The organism is Peijinzhouia sedimentorum, assembly GCF_049340005.1.
Taxonomy (GTDB): Bacteria; Bacteroidota; Bacteroidia; order Cytophagales; family Cyclobacteriaceae; genus CAXBDP01.
The window spans coordinates 74,221-94,145 of record NZ_JBMPIY010000012.1 but is presented as its reverse complement, the minus strand read 5'-3'; the positions used below and the strand labels follow the sequence as shown (position 1 = coordinate 94,145).

Sequence of the window (19,925 nt, the reverse complement as noted above, 5' to 3'; positions counted from 1 at the left end):
ATCAGTTTAAATAGAATCGAAGGTGTTTTCCAGTTGTTTTTGGAAGTTTTTCATGTCCGAAGCAAAAATAATTTCTTTGTCGAAATGGTAACCAGTTGTATTCTTGTTGGAAGTGTCTGTATCTAATCCTACTCCAATTATTCTTGGTTTGCTTTCAAAGTTTTTGCTTAGTAACTCCCTTAAATAGTCTCCTGTAATTCCTGGACTGGATTTGAAATTCACTATTATCAAATCAATGTTGTTTGGAAGATCTGCTTGCGTTGATCTAAATGGTTTCACATTGTGTCCCAATTTTTGGAGGTTTGATGAAAACATCAATGCTGTAATTGGATTTTCATCCATCAATAGAATTTCTAGGTTCTCTTTTTGGTTAGGAAGAGCTTCCATTTTAGCCTCGTAATTAGCAGGCACTGTTTGGGCAGCATTTTTTATCTGCACTGTGAAGAAAAATGAAGAGCCTTTATTCACTTCACTTTCTACCCAAATTTGGCCATTCATTAGGTTCACAAGCTTGGCACAAATTGCCAGACCTAATCCTGTCCCTCCATACTTTCTAGTATCTGTAGAATCAATTTGAGTAAAAGGCTGAAATAGAGTAGGGATTTGTTGCTGATCGATTCCTACTCCAGTATCCTTTACCATAAATTGAACAGATGAAGTTTCATCTTCATTTCTGACTAAATTAGCCTGAATGGAAATTTCACCTTTGTCAGTGAATTTGATCGCATTTTCAATCAGGTTGTTCAATACCTGAAGAATTTTCTTTTCGTCGCCCAAGTAATTTTGACTTACGTTATTCGCAATCAGATAATTAATTGGGATATTCTTGAGATTGGCTAGTTCAATATTATTATTAATGGCTTCATCCAAAAGCTCTTTAATATCAATCTGTTGCTCATTTATCTGAATTTCACCAGCCTCTATTTTAGAAAAGTCAAGGATATCATTGATGATTTTGTTAAGCGAATCGGCACTGAATTTTAGTGTTTTGAGGAAATTTTTTTGCTCCTCGCTTAGCTTCGTTTCTTCCAGCAAGGTGCTCATGCCCAATATGCCATTGAGTGGTGTTCTCAATTCATGACTTACGGTAGATATAAACTGATCCTTTGCTTTTGAAGCCTCCTCTGCAGAGATTATTTCTTTCTCAAGGCTTTCTTCAAACAATTTTTGTGAAGTAATGTCTCTTACTAGAATCATATAGCTGTTGGAACTGACAACTAGGATTCTGCATTCGTAATGATATTTGTTATTGTTTTCTAGCCAAGTAAATTCAGATCTTACGGCTTTTTGAGTTTTTACTGCTTCGTTGAAAGAGCTAAAAATAGCACTACATACTTGTTTAGGAAATACGTCTAGCAGATTACTCCCTGTGCTAGGATTAAAGTCAAATTTAAATTCTTTTTCTGATGGATTTTTCCAATCGATTAAGAACCCATCTTTATTTAGAGATATAATACCATCTGGGATTGCTTCTAATAGGGCGCTTTTATTGGCTTGGGAAGCTTTTAGGTTTTCGATTGATTCGATCTTTTGGGTAATGTTCTTGGCAATACCAAATCTACCTATTACTTCGCCACTTCTATTCTTTTCTTCCTGCTCCACTACTTCTAGCCAAACAGCTTTATCGTACTTATCTACAATCTCAATTTTGCAAGCATCTTTGATAGGGAACGATCCAAAGAATTTCCCGTTAGCGACAAGAGCTTTATTGATAGGATTATCACTAAGTTTAAAGCCTCTTTTACCTATAACTTCGGAGGTATGATATCCAGTAACTGACTTCACATTGTCAGAGACGAAAACTACGTTTCCTGCTGGATTTATTTTGTAAATAAATTGGTCTTCAGTTTTCATTACGATAGCAAGTTGGGTTGCCAATTCGCTAGCGTATGCCTTACTGTTTGAAGCTATTTTTTTGCTCTTATAATTCTGATACTTCAAAAAGGCAAATAGTGTCAATAAAGTAAGTAATGCAGCTCCAAATGGATAAGTAATATTTGAATTTTCTGGGTTTATAAATGTTGCTTCATCAAGGCCTTGGATTACAGAATAATCGTTTCCACTCAAGCTAAACGTACTTCCCGCCAATAAAACAGGATTGCCGTCTTCTACAATTGTTGAAATAACCCAATCACCTTCATTAGTATTTTCAAGATAACCCTCGGGGTTTGAAGTGAAATTACTACTAAGTAATCCATCATTTTTTTCTACAAGAGCATATTTGAGATCGGAAAACTCATTTTCCGCATTTAGCATTTCAAATGCTTTTGTCATGTTAACAAAAGCTGTTACATCAGCTATTTTCTGATTGTTTTGATTGATACTCTTCCTGAAACCAACTTGTCCAGGAGCAATTACAATTTCTTCTGATTTTTCCTTAAGTCTAGTTTTCTTGACAAATGACTTATTACTAGTAGCTATCTCAGAACCTCTGAAAGTAGCGTAGGTAGGTTCTTTTATTTCTTCGATCCAGTATTCGACAATGTTCGATTCCTCCTTTACTTTCAGACCATTAGTTTGATCATAGTTGTAATGATAATCTGTCTTTGGTGTATGTATAATTATGGAATCAACAGCTGGAAAGTGTTTTTGAAAGTAGTCTGCTATAAATACTTCTCTTCCTGCGAGTTCTTGAGAGGTGATTTCAGTCTCACCAAAATGATTATCAATTGCTTGGTATAAATCAGCGTGAAGATTTTCGATATGCTCTTGAAAATCTTTAGATTGCTTTTCTACATTATTAACTAATATTTCTTTAGCTTCAGTAATGGATTCTGCTTCTAATCCCGCAGAATGTTGACTGAATCCAGACCATATCAGAAGAGATGTCACCACTAATAGTGCAATTTCAATACTATTTGAAAAAAAAATATTTCGCATTAAAAAACTAAAAAGAAGTGAGAGTAATTTTTCTTATTACTATTAATGACAAAGATTGTAAAAGGTAACCAATAACAATAAAAAAGTTATGAAATACTTTTTACTATTCTTTTGTAACAAGTAATTCTCAAAATTAAATTAGCAATTTGAATTTATTCTGAAGGTTAACTTGATATTTTCCTTAAAGTTTTACCCATCTCATCGAACCTTAACTCTACCCCTGAAAGAATTTCAGCAGAAACAATTTTTGTTATTAATTCTTCTTCGGATTCAACATCCCACTTGGGTATTTTGTATGTCTGTTCTAATGGCCCAATTTCATATTTAATCAAATATTTTTCATTCCAATCAAAAATGGTGATTCGAATTTCCTTTGCTGATAATTCTTTTACAATCCTCATAATTAAATATTTATTTGCATTTTTCTATTAATATTGAATAGTCGAAGATACTATTTTTGTTAGTATGAAATTGCGACAGAGTAATTTGAATAAACTTGAGATATAAAAAATGCCAAGCTGAAAACAGCTTGGCATTTTATCATTTTGATTTTGTTTAAGGTCTTATCACCTCATATTCATGTTTAATCTCACAATTTAATGTGCCTGCTACCGAGCAATATTTAGTTGCTGCAAGGTGTGCAAGTTTTTCGAATTCCTCAATTGTTGCATCAGGCGAAGTCAACTTAAAGTACAAGGTAATCTCAGTAAAGGATTTGGGAATTTCATCTCTTCGGTTTCCAACTGCTCTTACTTCAAGTGCATTTACTGTTTTCTTTCTTTTTTTGAGCATTTGAACCAGATCCACAGAGGCGCAAGCGCTCAATGCTGATAAGAGCAGTTCAGTAGGAGAGTGGTTTTTCTTTTCCTCCCGAGAGTACATATCAATTTGTACTTTATTGCCACTCTCATTTATGGCTTCATACTCATAATCTGAGATAAAACGTGTTGTTGTTTCCATTCTAGTAATTTTCTTTTTTTTAACCCGTATTACATATTTCTTCTATACTGACCACCCACCTCATACAAAGCTCTTGTAATCTGACCGAGCGAGCAATATTTGGTAGCTTCCATCAAGGCCTCAAATGTATTCCCATTTTGGACAGCTGCGTCTTTTAGGTTTTGCAGTTTCTGCTCTATTTCTTTAGCATTCCTCTTTTTAAGCTGCTCCAGCGTTCCAATTTGCACTTCTTTTTCTTCATTCGTTGCTCTAATTACTTCGCCTGGTCTCACCGTTGGTGATCCTTTGGAGGAAAGGAAAGTGTTTACACCAATTATAGGAAGCTCTCCGGTGTGCTTCAAAGTCTCGTAATACAAGCTTTCTTCTTGGATTTTATTGCGCTGATACATTGTTTCCATTGCACCGAGTACGCCACCACGCTCTGTAATTCTATCAAATTCAAGCATTACAGCTTCTTCCACTAGATCTGTCAACTCTTCAATGATAAATGAACCTTGGATTGGATTTTCGTTCGACGTAAGTCCAAGTTCCTTGTTGATGATCAGCTGTATAGCCATTGCTCTACGAACAGAATTTTCTGTAGGTGTGGTTATTGCTTCATCATATGCGTTGGTATGCAGTGAGTTACAGTTGTCATAAATTGCATATAAAGCTTGCAATGTGGTACGAATGTCGTTAAAGTCGATTTCCTGCGCGTGTAATGACCTCCCGCTTGTTTGAATATGGTATTTGAGCATTTGAGAACGCTCGTCTGCTCCATACTTCAATTTCATAGCTTTTGCCCAAATCTTTCTAGCGACTCTGCCAATAACTGCATATTCTGGATCAACACCATTCGAAAAGAAGAATGATAGATTAGGAGCGAATTTGTTGATGTCCATTCCTCTGCTTACATAGTACTCTACAAACGTGAACCCATTAGCCAAGGTGAAAGCCAATTGTGAAATCGGATTTGCACCTGCTTCGGCAATATGGTATCCTGAGATTGACACACTATAGAAATTACGCACATTATCATTGATAAAATACTGCTGCACATCACCCATCAATCTCAAAGAGAATTCTGTAGAGAATATACAGGTATTTTGAGCTTGATCTTCTTTAAGGATATCTGCTTGAACTGTGCCACGCACAGACGATAATGTTCGCTTCTTAATTTCATTGTAAACATCCGCAGGTAATACTTTATCTCCTGTAGTACCAAGGAGCATCAGTCCAAGTCCGTTGTTTCCTTCAGGCAAATCAGACTGAAAGGTAGGTTGCGGATAGCCTTTTTCTTCAAATATTTTCTTAAGCTTTGCTTGTACGTCCTTCTCCAGTCCATTTTCTATGATGTATTTTTCACATTGCTGATCAATTGCCGCATTCATAAAAAAGGAGCAAATTGCTGCAGCAGGACCATTAATAGTCATGGATACGGAAGTTGTTGGAGATGCTAGATCAAACCCAGAATAAAGTTTTTTTGCATCGTCAAGGCAACACACACTTACGCCTGAGTTACCAATCTTACCATAAATATCAGGTCGATAATCAGGATCTTCACCATATAATGTTACCGAATCGAAAGCTGTACTCAGACGAGCTGCAGGCATATCTTTGGATAAATAATGAAAACGCTTATTGGTACGCTCTGGTCCGCCTTCCCCAGCAAACATTCTCGTTGGGTCTTCATTTTGGCGTTTGATAGGATAAACTCCAGCCGCATAAGGGAATTCTCCAGGAACATTTTCTTGCAAAGACCATCTCAATATGTCTCCCCACCCTTCATATTTTGGTAGGCTAATTTTAGAGATTTTCGAATGAGATAATGACTTGGTGTAAGTAGGAACTCTAATTTCCTTTCCTCTTACTGAATACACAAATTCCTCACCTTGGTAATTGGCTACTTTCTCAGCCCATTTATCAATGATTAATTTGTTTCGAGGATCTAAATCTAGTGCTACTTTTTCAAAATGATCTTTGAGATCGGTAATTAGTTTTTCAGAATAATCTGCTTTATGCTCTTGTAAACTTTGAATGGTTTTATCGATTGCATAGAGCTTCTGAGCAATTGATTTTTGGTCTAAAGTCCATTGATTGTAATTGCGAATGGTCTCTGTTATTTCAGACAGGTAACGTGTACGGGCGGGAGGAATAATGTATATTTTCTCAGACATTTCCTTGGTAATCATATAATTAGATTCCAATTTAGCGCCCGTTTTTTCCGAAATTCGGTTCATGATTTCCCTGTAAAGACGATTCATACCAGGGTCATTAAACTGCGAAGCTATTGTCCCAAATACTGGCAGATCTTCGTCTTTGGCATCCCACAATTGGTGATTTCGTTTGTATTGCTTTTTCACATCACGCAAAGCATCTAAGGCTCCACGCTTGTCAAATTTGTTTAGCGCAATTACATCTGCAAAATCTAACATATCAATTTTCTCTAATTGCGTAGCTGCGCCATATTCAGGCGTCATCACATATAATGAGAGATCAGAATGTTCAATAATTTCAGTATCACTTTGGCCGATGCCGCTTGTCTCGAGTATAATTAAATCAAACCCAGCTACTTTAGCTACATTCACTGCTTCTTGCACATATTTAGAAAGAGCCAAGTTAGACTGTCTTGTTGCCAGAGAACGCATATAAACACGTTCATTATCTATGGCATTCATTCTAATCCTGTCGCCAAGCAATGCTCCACCAGTTTTCCTTTTTGATGGATCTACTGAAATGATAGCAAGTGTTTTATCTTCAAAATCAGTTAGAAATCTTCTTACTAGTTCGTCTACTAAACTTGATTTGCCCGCTCCACCTGTACCTGTGATACCCAGTACAGGCGTTTTATTGGTTTCTGATTCGGTTCTTATATCTGTAAGAATATCTTTATGCTCATCAGGATAGTTTTCAAATCCAGTAATAATTCTTGCAATTGAGTTTGGAGAGGATGGGCTTAGGGATTTTGCTTGCCCATTAAGTTTCTGTCCTAATGGGAAATCACTTTGCTCCACGAGGTCATTGATCATCCCCTGTAGTCCCATTGAGCGGCCATCATCCGGAGAGTAGATTCTTGTGATACCATATGCATGTAGTTCATCAATTTCTTCAGGAAGGATTGTACCACCTCCTCCGCCAAATATTCTAATCTGCTCAGCACCTTTTTCTTTGAGCAAATCATGCATGTATTTAAAAAACTCCACATGGCCACCCTGATAAGATGTTATAGCAATGGCTTGTGCATCTTCTTGGATAGCACAATTCACAATTTCGTTTACCGATCTATTATGTCCAAGATGGATTACTTCGCAACCAGTGCCTTGGATTAGCCTACGCATTATATTAATAGCAGCGTCGTGCCCATCAAAAAGGGAGGCAGCTGTTACGATTCGAATATGATTTTTTGGTTTATATGGTTTTGCTGTCGCAGTTGTCATACAAGGATATTTTTTTGAATACGAAATTAAAAATTCTTTGACGATAAAACTACCTAAGACTAACAAGTGTTAGCCTAAATCTATGAACGGTAATAAAATTTTATTTGGTTTGCAGGAATTCTATACCTCCCGCTTAATATTTTATTTTCAATTAAGATGAATATTGATTGTAATAGCTATAGCAACAAAAAAAGGATTGACTTGCGCCAACCCTTTTAGGTGAAATTGTCGATTCCTGAAACAATTTAGTTCACCAAAACTATCTTTGTATTTCCTTCTTGATTGCTGTGAAAAATCGTTATGTTGATTTCTATATTAATATACTGATATTCAATAAGTAGCGTCATTATTATGTGCGACAGTTACAGCTGTCTGAACAATAAGATACTTATTTTTAATCAACTAAATTTACTGTGCTTTTAGTATAAAAAGTTTATATATCTTCTTGATAAATCAAATCTAACTAATTCAATACCATCTAGTCTTATATACAATTCAAAGCATAATGAAAATGCTGTGGTTTGCACTGACTTTCTTTGGGTAAATTAGGTCAAGACCGCTAGTAACAAAACCTGCCACAAGAAGACTTTTTTGTTAAAGATTTATTTGATTTTCAAAATCATCCTGTTAACAATATAAAACTAACCATGAACAACCATAAAAACAACATTAACGACAATAAATATTTTAGTTATTAAAGTATTTATCATATTTGATCTTGATATGATTGAGGGGTCTTGAATAGCAAAAAAAAATCCGACTGAAAGCCGGATTTATAATTCGTGAAAATAATTATTCTATCTAAAACTACTTACTTTAGTTAATGATCCAATTGTGTTTTCAAAGTAAATGGTTACTTTAATATTCGTAAGTTTAATTTTATCTGTGTTGGAATCTGCCTTAAATTCAATGCCAAGTCCATATTGTTGAATATCATTAAGAGTCACATTACCTAAACCCCAGTTATCGAATGCTGTACCATATTTTGCATTCTCTTTTCCAGCGTTCCAAGGGGCGTTAGTGGCTTTGTTTTCAGAAACTAGATCAGACTTCTCATTAGTTTGGTTTTTAACACCGTCATAACTCAAAGAAGTTGGAACGAATAATTTAACTACATCATCATAGATAATTTCATTTGTATCAGTAACCTTATTCATTGTCAATACTATACCTTGAATTTTCGCATTTTTGTTTAAAGAGCCAAGTGCTGTGTAATCATCTATCAGGGTTGTGAACCAATTGGCATTTTCAATATTTTCAATGTCGAATGTGATTGCCGTTGCTCCAGAAACAATTGCCAAATCATCAACTTCTACTTTAGCTATTGCGGTTGCAGAGCTCAAACTATTCATCTGAGCAAATGCGTTGAAGGTGAATAAGCTTGTAAGAAATAGTGCGAAAGTGAGTAAAGTTTTCATGACAGTACAATTAAGAGTTAAGATTGATAAACAGCAATTTAAATTGTTGTTTATGTATATAATAACGTTGTTTGTGTCATTAATGTTGTTGTTTACTCAAAATAATAATTTCTTTTAGTGGTGTATCAAAGCATAATACTTAGTTGTATTAAATACCCAAATAGAGAAGAAGGTTTAATTATGAAGAGTTGCGGGAATGCAATTCACTTTAGAGTTGCGGCTAATTTAGCTTGCTGAATTTTGGGCATAAAAAAAACCGACGTTAATGTCGGTTTAGAATATTTGTAAAGACTAAATCTTATCTGAAGCTATTTACAGCAACTTGCGTTGAAGTACCGTTTGAGAAGAAGATTGTTGCTTTGATATTTGATACGTTGATCGTAGTGTTAGAATCAGCTTTGAATTCGATACCTAAACCAAATTCTTTTAGGTCATTAAGAGATACATTGTCTAGTCCCCAGTTGTCGTAAGCTGTACCGTAAGCAACTTTCTGAGAACCTGCAGCCCAAGGAGCAATTGATGCTTTGTTAGCTGACACTAAATCAGATCTTTCAGCCGTTTGATTTTTCGCACCGTCAAAAGTTAAAGAAGCCGGAACAAACAACTTAACAACGTCATCATAAATTACTTCGTCAGCATTGTTGGTTTTTTCCATTGTGATTACAACACCTTGGATTTTAGCATTTCCATCTACATCACCAAGAGCAGCGTAGTCATTCAAGAAAGCGGTGAACCAGTTAGACTCTTCGTTGATCTCAACATCCATAGTGATGCTAGTAGCACCAGAAGCAGTAGCAATTGTTTCGCTATTCACTTTTGTAATTGCAGTTGAAGCATTCAATCCTGAGAATTGAGCGCTAGCACTGAAAGTGATAAGAGAAGCGATTACTAGAGCAGGTGTGAAGATATTTTTCATGTCTTTCTGATTTATGAATCAAATATAGTATGTTCATTTCGATTACACAAGCGTTTATGACTAAAAAAATGTCGTTCACAACCTAATAATGTTGTTCATGTCATAAAGTTATTATAAGTAAATGCAAAAGGCCTTCAGGTAATTCCTAAAGGCCTTTTTATTGTCGTTTATGCAGTGATTGTCAATAAATTATTTTCAATTTTTTTTCAAATATTTCTTGAATTCATAGTCATAACCGTTTTTCGGATGCTTTTCATGTTTTTTAAGGATTGCCAATATCTCAAATTATGGGTATTGATTAGAGGCTATTAAGCATTTGGAAATTTGATTTTGAAGGCTTCTTACTAGTACAAAATAGAAGGTGAGGGAATATAGATAAGGCCAAAGTCAATATGCTCTGGTAGCCAATTACCAAATAATCCTGACTAATTTTTGGGCATAAAAAAACCGACGTTAATGTCGGTTTAGAATATTTGTAAAGACTAGTCTTATCTGAAGCTATTTACAGCAACTTGCGTTGAAGTGCCGTTTGATAAGAAGATTGTTGCTTTGATATTTGATACGTTGATCGTAGTGTTAGAATCAGCTTTGAATTCGATACCTAAACCAAATTCTTTTAGGTCATTAAGAGATACATTGTCTAGTCCCCAGTTGTCGTAAGCTGTACCGTAAGCAACTTTCTGAGAACCTGCAGCCCAAGGAGCAATTGATGCTTTGTTAGCTGACACTAAATCAGATCTTTCAGCCGTTTGATTTTTCGCACCGTCAAAAGTTAAAGAAGCCGGAACAAACAACTTAACAACGTCATCATAAATTACTTCGTCAGCATTGTTGGTTTTTTCCATTGTGATTACAACACCTTGGATTTTAGCATTTCCATCTACATCACCAAGAGCAGCGTAGTCATTCAAGAAAGCGGTGAACCAGTTAGACTCTTCGTTGATCTCAACATCCATAGTGATGCTAGTAGCACCAGAAGCAGTAGCAATTGTTTCGCTATTCACTTTTGTAATTGCAGTTGAAGCATTCAATCCTGAGAATTGAGCGCTAGCACTGAAAGTGATAAGAGAAGCGATTACTAGAGCAGGTGTGAAGATATTTTTCATGTCTTTCTGATTTATGAATCAAATATAGTATGTTCATTTCGATTACACAAGCGTTTATGACTAAAAAAATGTCGTTCACAACCTAATAATGTTGTTCATGTCATAAAGTTATTATAAGTAAATGCAAAAGGCCTTCAGGTAATTCCTAAAGGCCTTTTTATTGTCGTTTATGCAGTGATTGTCAATAAATTATTTTCAATTTTTTTTCAAATATTTCTTGAATTCGTAGTCATAACTGTTTTTCTGATCTTTTTCATGTCGTTCATGCCAGATAAGCTCCCATTTATTACTGTCTATTTTTGGGAAGAATGCATCTCCATCAAACTCCGATTTTATTTCTGTAAGGATTATTTCGTCTGCGATTTCGATGGTTTGTTCATATACTCGCGCACCTCCTAATATCATCAATTGTTCTAGATTGAGAGACTCTGCAATGGAAATTCCTTCTTCGATGCTATTGGCTACAAAGTGACCTTCTGGAACCACATATTCTTCGTTGCTTGTTACTACGATTGAAGTTCGGCCAGGTAAAGGTCCACCCATGGATTCAAAAGTTTTGCGACCCAGGAGTAGATGATGACCCATAGTTGTGGCCTTGAAAAATTTCAAATCAGCAGGCATATGCCAAATTAATTGATTGTCTTTTCCAATTACGTTATTAATGGAGCAAGCTACTACAATTGTCTTTTTCATAAATTATAACCATTTAGAAACTCTCGAACATTCATTTTCTTTCGCCCCTCCATTTGTATTTCTTCTAGAATTACCCATCCATCTTTACAAGCAACTTTAATGTAATTTTTATTATCCGTTTCGATATGTGCGGGAGGATAGTTTTGCTTAACTAATTCATATGATGATTTATAGACTTTACAAACAGCATCTTTTATTCTAGTCCATGCAGTAGGGTAAGGGCTCAAGCCTCGAATGAAATTGTAAATTTCCTTAGCCGATTTTGTCCAGTCAATTTGGCAATTCTCTTTGAATAATTTTGGGGCTTTTGGAAAGCCTGTATTGTAGATTTGTGGCTTCGTCTCAACCCTGTGTTCAGCAATTGCTTCCACAGTTTTAAGAACCAAAGTCCCCCCTTTGTTCATCAATCTTTCATAAAGTGTTCCTGCATTATCATCTTCTGAAATCGGTTCTACTTCTTGATAAATTACTTCTCCTGTATCGATTTCATGTTGTAGAAAGAATGTTGTCAATCCGGTTTGTTTCTCACCGTTGATGATTGCCCAATTGATAGGTGCGGCTCCTCGATATGCTGGAAGCAAAGATGCATGCAGGTTAAATGTTCCCAGCCTCGGATAGCTCCAAACGCTTTCAGGCAGCATCCTAAAGGCTACAATGATCTGTAAATCTGGATTTATTTCTTGGAGTTGGTTTTGGAATTCTGGGCTTTTTAGATTTGTTGGTTGTAGAATTTGTAGGCCAGACTGCAATGCATATTCCTTAACAGGAGAGTGGTTGATCTTCCTCCCGCGACCTTGTGGCTTGTCTGGCGCCGTAACGACGCCAGCTATTTGCCAACCATTTTCTACTAGTATTTGTAAACTTGGAACTGCAAATTCCGGTGTGCCGTAAAAAACTATCTTCAAATCTTTATTCATACAGTACAAAGGTAGGTTTTGAAGATACCTTATTCCAACAAAATTTTACTCTATACCAAATGGCATTCTATTCATGCCCATTCTGCCATTGCTTAATACCAGCAATACATCTTGAATAGCCAATATGTTTTCTATAGGATTTGAATTCACTACGATCAAATCGGCCTCGAAACCGGGCTCTAATTTGCCTGTTTTGTCAGCGATACCAAGCAATTTGGCTGCATTTACAGTTGAAGTACGGATGGCTTCGTATGGAGAAAATCCCATCTCTACATAGAATGTGATTTCATGGCTTACTCTAGTGAGGCTATACGGTCCATACCCAGTATCGGCACCAGTAACTATAGTTACGCCCAATTCACGTGCTTTCAACACTGTTTCTTTCAATGCAGGTAACATATGTCTGCCACGATTTCTTAAAATAGGATCGTCATAATCACCGCCTGGTTGAGTCAGATCATAAACAGTGCTAAATGTTGGCACCAAATAGCAGCCTTTTTCTTGCATCAGCTTCAATGTTCTTTCACTCAAATACGTACCATGTTCAATACTCAATGCGCCAGCTTTTACAGCAGCATAAGCACCTTCATCTCCATGAGCATGAATTTGAACAGGCACATTTCTTTTTGCTGCTTCGTCAATTACAATTTTTAATTGTGCTTCAGTGTAAGTTTGTTTCCTTGGATCAGTATCGGGAAGTCCAGCACGTTCTGTCCCTCTTGTTTTAATTACTTGAACGCCACGATCTATATTGATATTAACCAATAATTTCAATGCTTCTTCTGTGGTGACTCCATCGAAAAGGCTCGCTAATTCTGGATCTGCCAACACGGTATCTCCTAAATCAGGGGAAACAAATACGCCGCAAGGCACCATGTCGGGGCCAGCAATTCGTCCTTCATCGGCGAGGCGTTTTATGCTAACATCTTGAAAAAATGGCACACTAGAGCTTCTTACAGTTGTTACACCGGAATGCAAAGCTCTTCTGGCAGAAGCAAGTGAATTCAAATGTGTGTGTGCATCCATCATGCCTGGAAGGATGTACCTACCTTCCAAATCGATTATATCATATCCGGCAGGAGGAGTATTGTTGTTGGGTACTAGTCGTTCAATTTTGCCATTGGAAACAAGCACCATTGTATTTTCTGAAATTCTCTCATTCACAGCATCTACTACATGTCCATTAATAAGTGCGTAGTTTTTTTGAGGAACGGGCTGAGAAAATCCTATATATGCAAAGAAGCATAATGCTAGGGTTGAAATAATTGTTCTCTTCATAATAGTTTAGGGTTGTGGTTATTTCCCTAATGTACTAAGAAATACAATTAGACAATATCAATATTAGTCAAATGGTAAAAGCTATAAATTAAGATCAAGGATAAAGTAAATATTTGCTTCTCATTTTTTTGTAGCTATCTAGGGCTGGACTCCAGCTACTTCGAATAGCTTCGGCCGACATGCCATCAAGGATTTGTTGTTTCAAAACTTTAGTGCCAGCGAGGTTCAGGAAGTAGTTGTTGAAGAATGCTTCACCTTTTCCAGATATATTGTAAAAGCTAATGAGGTATTCTAAATCTAATTTGGTAGGTGGATTTACCTCCCGCAAATCTAAACCATAGCAAATTTTATTTTCTTGTGGAGGATTTTTGGACATTCCTTCAATACTTACTGGAGTGAATGAAAAATCACCATACTTTTTATCTGGAAAGCCTATTATTTGAAAAGGCTCCATGGTTCCTCTTCCTACTGAAATATCCGTTCCTTCAAAAAAACATAAGGAAGGGTACAGTCTGATAGATTGATAATTCGGCAAATTTGGACTTGGCTTTATGGGTAACTCAAATTTACTTTGATGAGTGTAGTTTTTGGTTTTGATTATAGTCAAATCAACCTTTGCTTTCTTGTTCAACCAGCCTTCTCCATTTATCATCTGGGCGAGCTCTCCAACAGTAAGACCATGAACCACAGGAATCGGGTGCATGCCTACAAAGGAAGAATGTTGCATTTCCAGTACCGGACCATCTATATAATCTCCCAATGGGTTTGGCCGGTCGAGGATCATAAATGGGATGTTTTGCTCAGCAGCAGCTTCCATCGCATAATGCATAGTACTTATATAGGTGTAAAAGCGAACTCCCACATCTTGAATGTCAAATATCAAGATGTCGATTCCTTCCAGTTGTGCTATGCTTGGTTTTTTGTTGGAACCATAAAGTGAGATAATCGGTAAACCTGTTTTTGTATCGATACCGGATTTTACTGTTTCGCCTGCTTCAGCTTCGCCTCTAAAGCCATGTTCGGGAGCGAATATTTTTCTTATTCTAATTCCTCTCGTTAGTAATGAATCTACTAGATGCGTCTGGCCAATGGTTGAAGTATGATTTACGATCACTCCCACATTTTTACCTTGAAGCATCGGTAAATATTCGTTCATTTGCTCCGCTCCAGTTTGGATTTGTTGAGCGTTTACTTGAAAAGTAATGAGTAGCGAAATTATTATTCCAAGGAATGACTTAATCATGGGGTAGTTTTTGTGAAATTTAGCAATTTTGATTCCTAATATATTCAAAACTTGAATTTAGCATTTTTTATAGCTCAGAAAATAAGCATTAAGAGCAGTGGTAAATTTTCTGCTCTTGTTTACCGTATTGCCGTTGCAGGGATAGCAATGGGCGTTGCCATTATGCTTGTTTCTTTTTTAATCTTGGATGGTTTTCGAAATGAAATCAAGCAAAAGGTATTTGATTTCTCAGGACACGTTCATGTAAGTAAATTCACTTTGTCAGGTTCTTTTGAGGAGAATCCAATAAATCAGTTAGCTAGATGGCAAGAGTTGGAAGATTTGCCTGCTGTAAATCAGGTGATTGAAGTTGCTTCCAAGCCAGCCTTATTGCGGGTGGATGACGAAGTGGAAGGTATTGTTATCAAAGGTGTGCCTGCCCATTATAAGGTGGAGAATTTTCAAAAATATATTAAGGAGGGTAGCTTCATACAGTTTGATTCGACTGGTTATACTACTCAAGTGCTTATTAGCGAGACCTTAGCTACACGAATGAGGCTTGAATTGGGAATGAATGTGAATGCATTTTTCTTTCAAGATCCACCAAGGGCTCGCAGGTTGGAGATTGTAGGAATTTATTCCACTGGTTTTGAGGATTTCGATAAGCAAATTATCATTGGAGATATCGGGATGATCAGAAGGTTGAATGACTGGTCTGATGATGAGGCGGGTGGAATGGAAATTTACCTGAATTCTGAAGATGAAATACCATCTGTAATCGCTCATTTAGAAGAATGGGCTGGATATGAATACTATTTCGAAAGCATTAAACGGAAATATTTGGAAACCTTTGATTGGCTTCAGATTATAACGAATAATGTAAATATCTTTTTGTGCTTAATTCTATTTGTCGCTTGTTTCAATATGGTTTCGGTACTCTTTATTATGATAATGGAGCGTACCAATATGATTGGCATTCTGAAAGCAATGGGAGGGGAAGATCAGCTTATTCGCAGAATTTTTTGGGTGTTGGGTTCACGCATTTTATTCAAAGGAATATTGATTGGGAATTTGATTGGCTGTAGCTTAGCCTTTGTTCAATATAGATGGAAAGTAATTAAGCTCGATCCAGAAAACTATTTTATGGAGTTCGTTCCTATTCAGTGGAGTCTGCTACCTATTATTTTAATCAATGTAGTTACAATCCTACTAGTACTTTTATCCTTATTCCTCCCGCTTCGCAGGGTTACTCAAGTTCAGCCTGTTCAGTCAATTCGCTTTGATTAGCTGCTTGGTAATCTCTAAACAAACTTCTTATCTTCATTTGGATAACACCCATAAAAGCCTCTTTGAAAATTCCTGTTGACATCTTGGATTGTCCTTTTGTGCGATCTGTAAATATGATTGGCACTTCTTTTATTTTGAATCCGTATTTCCAAGTGGTGAATTTCATTTCGATTTGAAAAGCATAACCTACAAACTTAATTTTATCGAGGTTTATCGTTTCCAAAACCACCCGCTTATAGCACTTGAATCCCGCAGTGGTGTCTTGTATATCCAATCCAGTTACAAACCGAACATAATAACTCGCGAAATAAGACATCAATACCCTGCCCATTGGCCAATTGACCACATTTACTCCATTAATATAGCGTGAACCTACACTCATATCAAAACCTTCAACAGCGCAAGCATTATACAAATGGATAAGATCCTCAGGATTATGCGAAAAATCAGCGTCCATTTCAAATATATATTGATAGCCATTCAGTAGGCCATATCTGAAACCAGCAATATAAGCCGTACCTAGACCTTGTTTTCCTTTTCTCTCATAGATAAAAAGCTTGTCTGAAAACTCAGTTTGTAGTTTTTTTACGATTGCAGCAGTTCCATCTGGAGATCCATCATCGATTATCAATACATGAAAGTTTTTAGGCAAGGACATTACCTTCCTAATAATAGCTTCAATATTTTCTTTCTCGTTGTATGTTGGTATCAGAACCAGCGAATCGCTCATTAGACTAGTTTGAGTGTGTAAGCCCCATTTTCAAAAATATTCATTTTTTCAATGTTATTACCAATTTTCTTTCACAAGATATTTCGCTTACTTGATACGGCAAAACAAACTTTGAAAACAGATTGAATAATCCGTGTATTTTTCTTGATCGCGATGGAGTCCTTAATCAAGAGCGTGGCGAATATACTTATAAAGTCGACGATTTTATCGTGCCAGATGAAGTCTTTCCATGCTTACAAAAACTCAAAAATGCAGGCTTTCTATTAATTGTAATAACCAACCAAGGAGGCATTGCAAAAGGGATTTACACTAAATCAGATATGCACAATTGCCATGTTAAACTCCAAAAAGAAGTGGGAGGTTTAATCGACGCAATATATTATAGTCCCTACCACCCAGATTACACTAATTCTTTGGGAAGAAAGCCAGGGACTTTACTTTTCGAACGTGCCGTGGCCAAATATCATATCAATCCAGCCAAATCTTGGATGATTGGCGATCAATTAAGAGATCTTCAACCTGCCGCAAAACTTGGGATCAAAGGGATCTTAATAAATGATAAGCTTGATCCCGACCCTTACTTTGCTGCTAAATCATTGACTGATGCGACAAACTTTATTCTGAACTTTTAGGTGCGTAGCCAAGTGTTTTTAGCATTGACTCACTGGCTTGCTCCGGAGCAAAAAGCTTGTAATTGAATTTACCATCTTTATCTCTGTCAATAATCACATGCTTTGGAGCTGGAATTAAGCAATGTTGAATTCCGCCATATCCGCCAAGTGATTCCTGATAGGCACCGGTATGGAAAAAGCCCAAGTACAATTGCTCAGAATCTTGAATTTTGGGCATAAACACCTCAGAAGTATGAGCCTCTGAGTTATAGTAATCCATACTATCACAAGTTAAGCCACCCAAGTTCACTCTATGGAAAGGATCTTCCCACTTATTGACAGCCAACATTATATACTTCTGGTTTAGTCCCCAAGCATCTGGTAAGTGTGTGATAAAGGAGCCGTCGATCATATACCAAAGTTCCTTGTCATTTTGAAGCTTCTGGTCAAGAACTGAATACAAAACAGCACCGCTTTCGCCTACAGTATAGCTACCAAATTCGGTCATAATATTTGGTACTGGAACATTATTTTTCTGGCAAATCCACTGAATATTTTCAATGATTTGATCCACCATATACTGGTAATCGTATTCAAATGTCAAGCTTGTTTTGATTGGAAAACCACCACCAATATCGATTGTGTCTAAATCAGGACAGATTTTCTTGAGCTCGCAGTATTTATACATAAATCTGCTCAGCTCACTCCAGTAATAAGCAGTGTCTTTTATCCCAGTATTAATAAAGAAGTGCAATAACTTAAGCTTCGCTTTTTTGCTAGGCTTTATTTTCTCTTGATAATGCTGCACCACATCATTATAGCGGATGCCAAGACGGGAGGTGTAAAACTCAAAGTTTGGCTCTTCATCCGCAGCCATTCTTATCCCAACTTGATAATTCCCTTTTACATTCTTTTCGTAGTAATCAAGTTCTTTCAGGTTATCTAAAATCGGAATACAACGAGAGAAGCCATCATTAATCAGATCGCTAATATATTCAGTATATAATGGTCTTTTAAAACCATTACAAAGGATGAAAGTGTTTTTATTGATTTTGCCTTCCTCATGCAGTCTCCTTATGATAGGTATGTCAAAAGCACTTGAGGTTTCGATATGTATATCATTTTTGAGTGCTTCCTCCATTACAAAGGAAAAATGGGAAGACTTGGTACAATAACAATAGGTATATGTACCTTCGTATTTCCTTTTTTTGATTGCGTTTCTAAAGAACCTCTTCGAATTTTGGATGTTCTGCGAAATACGCGGGAGGTAGGTAAGTTTTAGTGGAGTTCCATACTCTTTTATGACGTCCATCAGTGGCACATCATTAAAAAATAACTCGTTCTCTTCGACTCTAAATTCCTGTGTAGGAAAGTCGAAGGTTTGCTCAATCAAATCAATGTAACTTTTCATCCTTTACGTATATTCCAAAATTGAAAAAGACTGCAATAATGGCCAATTTTTAACATCTTTGCAAAATGAGACCCATAAAATTAATAGAAGTAAAGTCAGAAATAGCGGCAGGCACAAGAGGGGCGAGTTTAGGAGTGGATGCCCTTAAAATTGCTAGCTTAGATAAGAAATCAACGTTCTTTGCTGAATATGACCCAATTAGCGTAAAGGACGAAAATGACATGCTCTACAAAGGGAATAAATTTCCCTTTGCTAAATATATAGATGGTGTATTTACAATGTTAGATAGGGTTTCAAAAACCGTAAAAGCAGAAAGAAAAAAAGGTAAATTTCCTATTATTCTTGCTGGAGATCATTCTACTGCAGCTGGTACAATTTGCGGATTGAAAGCTGCTGCTCCAGATAAAAGACTAGGCGTGATCTGGATTGATGCACATGCAGATATGCATTCGCCATATACCACACCATCTGGCAATATGCACGGTATGCCACTTGCTATAGTTTGCGGCTTGGATAACCTAGAATGTCAAGTGAATGACATCGATGAAAATACTAAACAGCTTTGGGAAAATATAAAGGAGATTGGAATTTCAGGGCCGAAAATTAGTCCTACTGATATTGTTTTCATGAGCGTAAGATCTACCGAGGCTCCAGAAGATTTTCTGATTGAAAAATACAATATTCCAAACTTTACCATCCGTGATATCAATAATAGAGGGATTTCAACGGTTTGTAAAGAAGCTCTCGAATCCTTAAAAGATTGCGAACAAATTTATATTTCATTTGATGTAGATAGCCTAGATTCAAATATTTCATCTGGGACAGGCACTCCAGTTGAAAATGGTTTGAGCATTGACCAAGCATTAGAGATGAATAAAGAGTTGATAAAAGACAAGCGCGTTTGCTGTTGGGAAATAGTAGAAGTGAACCCTACTTTCGATCATGAAAACGTAACTGCCGAAGCAGCCTTTGATATATTGGAAGAAACCACCAAATCACTAGTAAGCAATTTCTAGAGTAATTAAAGTGATTTTTTTAAGCTTTTATAAATGAAGCATTTGACCTGTTAAAATTAATCTG

At 36.5% G+C, this 19,925-nt stretch carries 16 protein-coding genes; 3 read left to right on the top strand and 13 right to left on the bottom strand.

The annotated features are described in order from the left end of the window. Positions 1-6: 6 nt before the first annotated feature. From ACOXY8_RS14460 to ACOXY8_RS14410, 11 genes are all read right to left on the bottom strand, one after another. Positions 7-2,835: an ATP-binding protein gene (locus ACOXY8_RS14460; protein ID WP_458332320.1), complete on the bottom strand. Its 2,829-nt coding sequence runs from the start codon at positions 2,833-2,835 to the stop codon at positions 7-9. Between the two features lie 209 nt (positions 2,836-3,044). Beyond that, the gene (locus ACOXY8_RS14455) at positions 3,045-3,281 is read right to left on the bottom strand and encodes a hypothetical protein (protein ID WP_458332319.1); all 237 of its coding nucleotides are present in this window, start codon (positions 3,279-3,281) and stop codon (positions 3,045-3,047) included. 154 nt (positions 3,282-3,435) lie between these two features. Beyond that, positions 3,436-3,840 carry an OsmC family protein gene (locus tag ACOXY8_RS14450; RefSeq protein ID WP_458332318.1) on the bottom strand — a complete coding sequence of 135 codons (405 nt, stop codon included), beginning with the start codon at positions 3,838-3,840 and terminating at the stop codon, positions 3,436-3,438. A gap of 29 nt (positions 3,841-3,869) precedes the next feature. Beyond that, positions 3,870-7,256 carry a methylmalonyl-CoA mutase family protein gene (locus ACOXY8_RS14445; protein ID WP_458332317.1) on the bottom strand — a complete coding sequence of 1,129 codons (3,387 nt, stop codon included), beginning with the start codon at positions 7,254-7,256 and terminating at the stop codon, positions 3,870-3,872. A gap of 797 nt (positions 7,257-8,053) precedes the next feature. Continuing rightward, positions 8,054-8,674, bottom strand: coding sequence for a hypothetical protein (locus ACOXY8_RS14440; protein ID WP_458332316.1), 621 nt, complete (start codon positions 8,672-8,674; stop codon positions 8,054-8,056). A gap of 298 nt (positions 8,675-8,972) precedes the next feature. Next, complete coding sequence (locus ACOXY8_RS14435) at positions 8,973-9,590, bottom strand: hypothetical protein (RefSeq protein ID WP_458332315.1); 618 nt, start codon at positions 9,588-9,590, stop codon at positions 8,973-8,975. Between the two features lie 488 nt (positions 9,591-10,078). Continuing rightward, the gene (locus ACOXY8_RS14430) at positions 10,079-10,696 is read right to left on the bottom strand and encodes a hypothetical protein (RefSeq protein WP_458332314.1); all 618 of its coding nucleotides are present in this window, start codon (positions 10,694-10,696) and stop codon (positions 10,079-10,081) included. 195 nt (positions 10,697-10,891) lie between these two features. Continuing rightward, complete coding sequence (locus ACOXY8_RS14425) at positions 10,892-11,389, bottom strand: dihydrofolate reductase (protein WP_458332313.1); 498 nt, start codon at positions 11,387-11,389, stop codon at positions 10,892-10,894. Next, positions 11,386-12,306, bottom strand: coding sequence for a methionyl-tRNA formyltransferase (fmt, locus tag ACOXY8_RS14420; RefSeq protein WP_458332312.1), 921 nt, complete (start codon positions 12,304-12,306; stop codon positions 11,386-11,388). The genes ACOXY8_RS14425 and fmt overlap by 4 nt, the downstream gene beginning before the upstream one ends. Positions 12,307-12,351: 45 nt before the next feature. Further along, a complete protein-coding gene (locus ACOXY8_RS14415) occupies positions 12,352-13,584 on the bottom strand; it encodes an amidohydrolase family protein (RefSeq protein WP_458332311.1) in 1,233 nt (410 codons plus the stop codon). Between the two features lie 94 nt (positions 13,585-13,678). Next, entirely contained in the window at positions 13,679-14,827 is a 1,149-nt protein-coding gene (locus tag ACOXY8_RS14410; protein WP_458332310.1) for an exo-beta-N-acetylmuramidase NamZ family protein, read from the bottom strand. A gap of 51 nt (positions 14,828-14,878) precedes the next feature. Between ACOXY8_RS14410 and ACOXY8_RS14405 the strand changes: the two genes are divergently transcribed. After that, positions 14,879-16,093: an ABC transporter permease gene (locus ACOXY8_RS14405; protein WP_458332309.1), complete on the top strand. Its 1,215-nt coding sequence runs from the start codon at positions 14,879-14,881 to the stop codon at positions 16,091-16,093. Here the strand turns inward: ACOXY8_RS14405 and ACOXY8_RS14400 are convergent. Then, complete coding sequence (locus ACOXY8_RS14400; RefSeq protein WP_458332308.1) at positions 16,053-16,823, bottom strand: polyprenol monophosphomannose synthase; 771 nt, start codon at positions 16,821-16,823, stop codon at positions 16,053-16,055. The two genes, ACOXY8_RS14405 and ACOXY8_RS14400, sit on opposite strands and share 41 nt — an antisense overlap. 122 nt (positions 16,824-16,945) lie before the next feature. Here ACOXY8_RS14400 and ACOXY8_RS14395 point away from each other — a divergent pair, with 122 nt between their 5' ends. After that, a complete protein-coding gene (locus ACOXY8_RS14395) occupies positions 16,946-17,455 on the top strand; it encodes a D-glycero-alpha-D-manno-heptose-1,7-bisphosphate 7-phosphatase (protein ID WP_458332307.1) in 510 nt (169 codons plus the stop codon). Here the strand turns inward: ACOXY8_RS14395 and ACOXY8_RS14390 are convergent. Continuing rightward, entirely contained in the window at positions 17,439-18,845 is a 1,407-nt protein-coding gene (locus ACOXY8_RS14390) for an arginine decarboxylase (RefSeq protein WP_458332306.1), read from the bottom strand. The genes ACOXY8_RS14395 and ACOXY8_RS14390 overlap by 17 nt on opposite strands. Positions 18,846-18,910: 65 nt before the next feature. On the opposite strand from ACOXY8_RS14390, the gene ACOXY8_RS14385 reads away from it, so the two are divergent. Next, positions 18,911-19,861: an arginase gene (locus ACOXY8_RS14385; protein WP_458332305.1), complete on the top strand. Its 951-nt coding sequence runs from the start codon at positions 18,911-18,913 to the stop codon at positions 19,859-19,861. The last annotated feature ends 64 nt before the right edge of the window (positions 19,862-19,925 follow it).

Bases quoted from the DNA above. Each gene is read 5' to 3' on its own strand.
- ACOXY8_RS14455 (WP_458332319.1), bottom strand. From the start codon at position 3,281: ATGAGGATTGTAAAAGAATTATCAGCAAAGGAAATTCGAATCACCATT.
- ACOXY8_RS14450 (WP_458332318.1), bottom strand. From the start codon at position 3,840: ATGGAAACAACAACACGTTTTATCTCAGATTATGAGTATGAAGCCATA.
- ACOXY8_RS14445 (WP_458332317.1), bottom strand. From the start codon at position 7,256: ATGACAACTGCGACAGCAAAACCATATAAACCAAAAAATCATATTCGA.
- ACOXY8_RS14440 (WP_458332316.1), bottom strand. From the start codon at position 8,674: ATGAAAACTTTACTCACTTTCGCACTATTTCTTACAAGCTTATTCACC.
- ACOXY8_RS14435 (WP_458332315.1), bottom strand. From the start codon at position 9,590: ATGAAAAATATCTTCACACCTGCTCTAGTAATCGCTTCTCTTATCACT.
- ACOXY8_RS14430 (WP_458332314.1), bottom strand. From the start codon at position 10,696: ATGAAAAATATCTTCACACCTGCTCTAGTAATCGCTTCTCTTATCACT.
- ACOXY8_RS14425 (WP_458332313.1), bottom strand. From the start codon at position 11,389: ATGAAAAAGACAATTGTAGTAGCTTGCTCCATTAATAACGTAATTGGA.
- fmt (WP_458332312.1), bottom strand. From the start codon at position 12,306: ATGAATAAAGATTTGAAGATAGTTTTTTACGGCACACCGGAATTTGCA.
- ACOXY8_RS14415 (WP_458332311.1), bottom strand. From the start codon at position 13,584: ATGAAGAGAACAATTATTTCAACCCTAGCATTATGCTTCTTTGCATAT.
- ACOXY8_RS14410 (WP_458332310.1), bottom strand. From the start codon at position 14,827: ATGATTAAGTCATTCCTTGGAATAATAATTTCGCTACTCATTACTTTT.
- ACOXY8_RS14400 (WP_458332308.1), bottom strand. From the start codon at position 16,823: ATGAGCGATTCGCTGGTTCTGATACCAACATACAACGAGAAAGAAAAT.
- ACOXY8_RS14390 (WP_458332306.1), bottom strand. From the start codon at position 18,845: ATGAAAAGTTACATTGATTTGATTGAGCAAACCTTCGACTTTCCTACA.
- ACOXY8_RS14385 (WP_458332305.1), top strand. From the start codon at position 18,911: ATGAGACCCATAAAATTAATAGAAGTAAAGTCAGAAATAGCGGCAGGC.